A 6,000-nucleotide genomic window follows, 5' to 3' on the forward strand; every position below is an offset into this window, starting at 1 on the left:
GCCCGGTCCTCGACGAGATACGAACATAGTTGAGCCAGAGTCAATTCAGAAGAGGCAGCCCCGGACGGACCACCGCCCGATCGGAGCATTCACCCCCACTTTTCCCTTCCACACCCCCGGAACCTCCCTCTCCGTCCGCTCTGACCTGCGAACTTCCATCACCCCCGAAGGTCCTCTTCCGCCCTGTCCCAGGGCCACCACCGGTCACACAATGTGCCGGGCCTGTGGACAAACTCCCGGCCACGATGCGTCATGGGATGGTGAAGGCTGCTAACTCCCGGGGCACGGCCCCCGGTACCCCGCCCCGCACGCGCATCCTGATCGTCGGCGGCGGCTACGTCGGCATGTATACGGCGCTCCGGCTCCAGCGAAAGCTCAGAGCGGGAGAAGCCGAGGTCACGGTGGTCACGCCCGAGCCCTACATGACGTACCAGCCCTTCCTCCCGGAGGCGGCCGCGGGCGCGATCTCCCCGCGCCACGTCGTGGTCCCGCTGCGCCGCGTACTCGGCAAGTGCCGCATCCTCATCGGCCAGGCCACGAGCATCGACCACGCCAAGCGGACCGCGACCGTCAACACCCTCGCCACCGCGGACGACGGCGTCGGCCCCGTCGAGATCGAGTACGACGAACTCGTCCTCGCCCCCGGTTCCGTCTCCCGCACCCTCCCCGTGCCGGGCCTCGCCGACTACGGCATCGGCTTCAAGACGGTGGAAGAGGCCATCGGCCTGCGCAACCACGTCATCGAACAGATGGACATCGCCTCGTCCACCCGCGATCCCGCCGTCCGCGACGCCGCCCTCACCTTCGTCTTCGTCGGCGGCGGCTTCGCAGGCGTCGAAGCCCTCGGCGAACTGGAGGACATGGCCCGCTACGCGGCGCGGTACTACCACAACATCAAGCCCGAGGACATGAAGTGGGTCCTCGTCGAGGCCAGCGACCGCATCCTCCCCGAGGTCGGCCTCGAGATGGGCGTCTACACGGTCCGCGAACTGCGCAGCCGCAACATCGACGTCCGTCTGGAGACCAGGCTCGAATCCTGCGAGGACCGCGTCGCCGTCCTCAGCGACGGAGCCCGCTTCCCCACCCGCACCATCGTCTGGACCGCCGGCGTCAAACCCCACCCGATCCTCGCCGCGACCGACCTGCCCAAGAACGAGCGCGGCCGTCTCGTCTGCACCTCCTTCCTCACCATCGAGGGAGTCGAGCACGCCTGGGCCGCGGGCGACGCGGCAGCCGTCCCCGACATCACCGCCCCGCCGGACACCGAGGGACCCCGCCGCGAGTGCGCCCCCAACGCCCAGCACGCCGTCCGCCAGGCCAAGGTCCTCGCCGACAACCTCCTGGCCGCCCTGCGCGGCGAGGTCCTGACCGAGTACGCCCACAAGTACGCCGGCTCGGTCGCCTCCCTCGGCCTCCACAAGGGCGTCGCCCACGTCTACGGACGCAAGCTCAAGCGCTACCCGGCCTGGTTCATGCACCGCGCATACCACCTCAGCCGCGTCCCGAGCTTCAACCGGAAAATGCGCGTTCTTGCCGAATGGACCCTCTCCGGCCTCTTCAAGCGTGAGATCGTCTCCCTTGGCTCTCTCGAACACCCCAGGGCAGAATTCGAACTGGCCGCAGGCGGCGGCCCCAAGTCACCTCCCCCGCCCCTCGCACCCAACCCCCCGCAGAACGGCCAGGGCTGACGTTGTCAGTGCGGTCGGCCACACTGGACGTGTGACCATAGGTGTGCTCACACCTGCACAGAGTGACATCGTCCCGTCAGCGACCGCCCACGAGCGACACAGCGACCACTCGCGACACCACGAGGCTTGAACGCAGTGAACTTCACGCGCTGGAGCGCCCGGTTCCCCGGAACGCAGCGCCGCGCCGCCGCCCGGACCGAACACGCCGCAGCCCAGGCCAAGCGGGGCGAAGGCGCGGTCCCGGCAGCCCGCGGCGGCCGCGCCGAGCCCGGAGCGGAGCGGTCCACGCCCGCCGGCGGCCACCCCGTGGATTCCACGGTCTCCGGCACAGGCACGGGAACCGGAACAGCCACCGGCACCGGAACCGGCAGCGGCACGACCCCGGCCCAGCGGACCGGCGTCCTCACCGCCGTGCCCTCCCTCGACGAGCTCTCCGTACGCGAGGTCCTCGGCCGGCTCCCCGCCCTGGTCGCCCTCGTCCACGGCCCCGAGCACCGCGTCGCCTACGTCAACGACGCCTACACCGCGGGCTTCGGCGCCCGCACCCCCGGCGCCCCCGCCCACGAGGCCCTCCCCGAGCTCGGCGAGCTCGGCCTCCTCCCGCTCCTCGACCAGGTCCAGCGCAGCGGCAAGCCCCGCACCGCCAAGAACCGCACCGCACCGGGCGGCGCCAGCTCGTACACCGTCACCTGCACCCCCGTCGAGTTCCCCAGGACGGCGACCGCGAGCGCACCCGAAGCGGAAGCCCACCACGCCGGCGTCCTGATCCACCTCGCCGACGTCACCGACCACGCCGAGGCCGTCGAGCGCCTCCGCGCCAGCGAACGCCGTCAGCGCGAGGCCGCCGTCACCCTCCAGCGCTCCTTGCTCCCGCAGGAACTGGAACAGCCCGACGACCTGCGCATCGCCGCCACCTACCAGCCCGGGGGCACCGAGGCCGCCGTCGGCGGCGACTGGTACGACGTCATCACCCTCGGCGCCGGCCGCACCGCACTCGTCATCGGCGACGTCATGGGCCGCGGCGTCCGCGCCGCCGCCGTCATGGGCCAGCTGCGCACCGCCGTCCGCGCCTACGCCCGTCTCGACCTGCCCCCGCACGAGGTGCTCCAGCTCCTCGACGGACTCGCCGCCGAGATCGACGCCAGCCAGATCGCCACCTGCGTGTACGCCGTCCACGACCCCAACGAGGGCCTGCTCGCGTACGCCTCCGCCGGGCACCTCCCGATCCTGGTCCGCGACGAGCACGGCACCGTACGCAGAGCCGCCGAACCCACCGGCCCACCGCTCGGCACCGGCGGCTGGCTGCACACCTCGGGCACCATCCCGCTCGGCCCCGGCTCGACCGCCGTCCTCTACACCGACGGCCTGGTCGAACGACGCGGTGAGGACATCGACGAGGGCGTCGCCGCACTCGAACGCGCCCTCGCCGGAGCCCAGGGCACCCCCACCGTCATCTGCGACCGCCTCATGCGCGCCCTCGGCGTGGACGCCGACCACGACGACGACGTCGCCGTGATGGTGCTCCAGCAGCCCGCCCGCAGCGGCGCGGACGCCGAGCTCTTCCACAACGCAGCGCTGGAACTCCTCGGCGGCATCGAGGCGGCCCCGCGCGCCCGGGCCTTCGCGCAGGGCGTCCTCGCCTCCTGGCGCTTCCCGGTCGAGCTGTGCGACCTCGGGGTCCTGGCGGCGAGCGAACTCGTCGCGAACTCCCTCCAGCACGGCACCCCGCCCATGCGCCTCCGGCTGCGCCGCACCGACCGCCGGCTGATCATCGAGGTCACCGACGGCGACGACCACCTGCCGCGTCGCCGCCGCGCCGAACCGGCCGACGAGACCGGCCGCGGCATCTCGATCGTCGCCACCATCGCCTCCGCCTGGGGCTCGCGCCGCACCCCGGGCGGCGGCAAGGCCGTCTGGTGCGAGTTCGCCCTGCCGGACAGGTAGCCGCAGCATCCGGACACACGGAAGGCCCCGGTCCACCAGGGACCGGGGCCTTCCGTGTTCACGGCTCACGGCTACGCGTGCGCGGGCTCCTTCACCGCGACGGACGGGCCGCCCTGCGCGACGACCCTGCTTGCCAGCACCGGGTTGTCCTGCACCGGGGTGAGGCCCTTGCCGAGCCGCAGCGCCAGGCCGACGATGCCGAGCGACACGAGCACGAAGACCGAGATGTACAGCATCGGAACACCCGCACCGAGCGGCACCCCGAGCGGCCCCAGCGCCAGCGCCAGCTGCTTGACCAGCGCGAACGCCGAGTTGTACTGGCCCACGGAGCCTTCGGGCGCCAGATCGGCGACCAGCGGGGCCAGGGTCGGCGACAGCATGGCCTCGCCGATGCCGAAGAGCGCGTACGTGGTGATGAACGCGGCGGCCGCCATCATCGCGCTGCCATGACCCAGCCCCGAGAACCCGGCGATCAGCCACGCGACGGTCCAGATCAGCCCCACGAGCGCGATCACACGCGACCGGCGGCGCTTCTCGACCAGCTTGAGCACGACGAACTGCGCGAGGACGATCGCACCGGTGTTGGCGGCGAGGGCGAAACCGAGCGTGGAGGGGGAGATCCCGGCAGCCTCCGTGCCGAAGGCGGCCAGACCGGACTCGAACTGTCCGTAGCAGGCGAAGAACACCACGAAGCCCAATACGCACAGCTGCACCATGGCCCTGTGCCTCAGCAGCCGCTTCCAGCCGCTTCCACCGGCCTGGGCCGGGTCCTTCGGCATGGCGTCCTTGATGGTCGGTACGTGCGGAAGCCGCACGGTGGCGACGACACCCGCCAGCACCAGGAACATCACGGCCTCGATGCCGAACAGCAGGGTGAAGCTCCCCGGCCGGCTCTCGTCGACGATCTGACCGCCGAGGAGGCCGCCGATGCCCAGACCCAGGTTCTGCATGAAGAACTGGAGGGCGAAGGCACGGGTCCGGGTGGACGGCGTGGAACACCACACGATCATCGTGGCCAGGGCCGGCTGCATCACGGCCTGACCGGCGCCGAGCGCCAGCGCGGACAGCAGGATGGGCACGATCCCGGTGGAGAGTCCGAGCGAGAGCGCACCCGCCGAGGCGGCGACGGCCGCACCCATGACCACGGGCACCGGGCCACGTCGGTCGATGACCCGACCGGTGAAGGGCAGCGCGACGAGAGCACCCAGGGCAAAGGCCACGAAGGCGCTCGTGGCGGCCATGGAACCCAGATCCCGCACCTGCGCCACATAGATGTAGAGGAACGGAACCGTGAAGCCGATGCCGAACGCGGTCAGCGCGTTCCCGGCCTGGATCCGCCGCATCGCAGCGCCCATCACCCTGGTCACTTTCACCTGCCTTGATAACTGAAGACTGAAGACTTCATACCTAAACTTCGACGCTTAAGAGTACACATCGAAGGAGTTAGACGCCAACGCGCTCGTGCCATACTTCGACGCATGGGTGACACCCCCGACGGCGCGACGTCCGTCCCCGAGCCGAGCCTCGATGAGCAGATCGCCGTCTACCAGCGCGAGTTCCAGGACCTCGATCCCCAGGTCGAGAAGGTCGTATCGGCGCTGAGCCGCCTGAACCGCCGCATGAACGTGGCGTACGGACGCCAGACGGCGGCCCTCGGCATCAGCAACGCCGAGTGGGAGGTCCTGAAGGCCCTGGTCATCTCCGGCGCCCCCTACCGGATGGGCCCGAGCGAGCTCGCGAAGCAGCTGGGCCTCACGCCGGCGGCGATGACCCACCGGATCGACCGCATGACGGCGGAGGGCCTGGTCACCCGTGAGCGGGACGAGTCCAACCGGGTCCGCGTGATCGTGGAGCTCACCGACGAGGGCCGCAGCAAGTGGCTGGACGCGATGCGGGCGGCCACGATCTTCGAGGAGGACCTCCTCCAGGACCTCTCGACGGCGGAGCGGGGGGTGCTGGGCGACATGCTCACGCGCCTGCTCGACCGGGTGGAAGACCTCCAGTCACCCAGCTGACCGCCGAGGTTGACACGGTGTCCGTAGGTCCGTAAGGTTCTTCGAGTTGCCCCGCAGCCGGAAGGTTTCGGCGACAACGCATCCGCCGCCTCGTTGCGGCACCAAACTCTGCACGATCTCCCACCGGGAACGATTTCGGCATGCCCGAATTCATTTCCGAAGGCCGATTATGAATCGCCGGGGAAATCCACTAGAGTTTGGGGAGTCGGAAGGGCCCAACAGCCCCGAAGACAAACCCCGCTGACTGGGGGTCAGGCCCGAAAGAGTCTGATAGAGTCGGAAACGCAAGACAGCAGAACGAAAGCCCGGAGGAAAGCCCGAGAGGGTGAGTACGAAGGAAGCGTCCGTTCCTT

At 70.3% G+C, this 6,000-nt stretch carries 4 protein-coding genes; 3 read left to right on the forward strand and 1 reads right to left on the reverse strand.

Annotated features, from left to right (window positions below; all coding sequences use genetic code 11):
- Positions 1-257: 257 nt before the first annotated feature.
- Both ACZ6JS_RS12970 and ACZ6JS_RS12975 read left to right on the forward strand, forming a co-directional pair.
- Positions 258-1,688: an NAD(P)/FAD-dependent oxidoreductase gene (locus tag ACZ6JS_RS12970; RefSeq protein ID WP_469297652.1), complete on the forward strand. Its 1,431-nt coding sequence runs from the start codon at positions 258-260 to the stop codon at positions 1,686-1,688.
- A gap of 135 nt (positions 1,689-1,823) precedes the next feature.
- Positions 1,824-3,632, forward strand: a complete 1,809-nt coding sequence (locus ACZ6JS_RS12975) for an ATP-binding SpoIIE family protein phosphatase (RefSeq protein ID WP_469297674.1) — start codon at positions 1,824-1,826, stop codon at positions 3,630-3,632.
- A gap of 71 nt (positions 3,633-3,703) precedes the next feature.
- Here ACZ6JS_RS12975 and ACZ6JS_RS12980 read toward each other — a convergent pair whose 3' ends face one another.
- Positions 3,704-4,987 (reverse strand): MFS transporter, encoded by a 1,284-nt coding sequence (locus ACZ6JS_RS12980; protein ID WP_469297675.1) that lies wholly within the window; start codon positions 4,985-4,987, stop codon positions 3,704-3,706.
- A 123-nt stretch (positions 4,988-5,110) separates the two neighbouring features.
- On the opposite strand from ACZ6JS_RS12980, the gene ACZ6JS_RS12985 reads away from it, so the two are divergent.
- Positions 5,111-5,647, forward strand: a complete 537-nt coding sequence (locus ACZ6JS_RS12985) for a MarR family winged helix-turn-helix transcriptional regulator (RefSeq protein WP_030966376.1) — start codon at positions 5,111-5,113, stop codon at positions 5,645-5,647.
- The last annotated feature ends 353 nt before the right edge of the window (positions 5,648-6,000 follow it).

It is taken from the genome of Streptomyces sp. NPDC046349, from assembly GCF_055587885.1.

Bases quoted from the DNA above. Each gene is read 5' to 3' on its own strand.
- ACZ6JS_RS12980 (WP_469297675.1), bottom strand. From the start codon at position 4,987: ATGGGCGCTGCGATGCGGCGGATCCAGGCCGGGAACGCGCTGACCGCG.
- ACZ6JS_RS12985 (WP_030966376.1), top strand. From the start codon at position 5,111: ATGGGTGACACCCCCGACGGCGCGACGTCCGTCCCCGAGCCGAGCCTC.
- ACZ6JS_RS12970 (WP_469297652.1), top strand. From the start codon at position 258: ATGGTGAAGGCTGCTAACTCCCGGGGCACGGCCCCCGGTACCCCGCCC.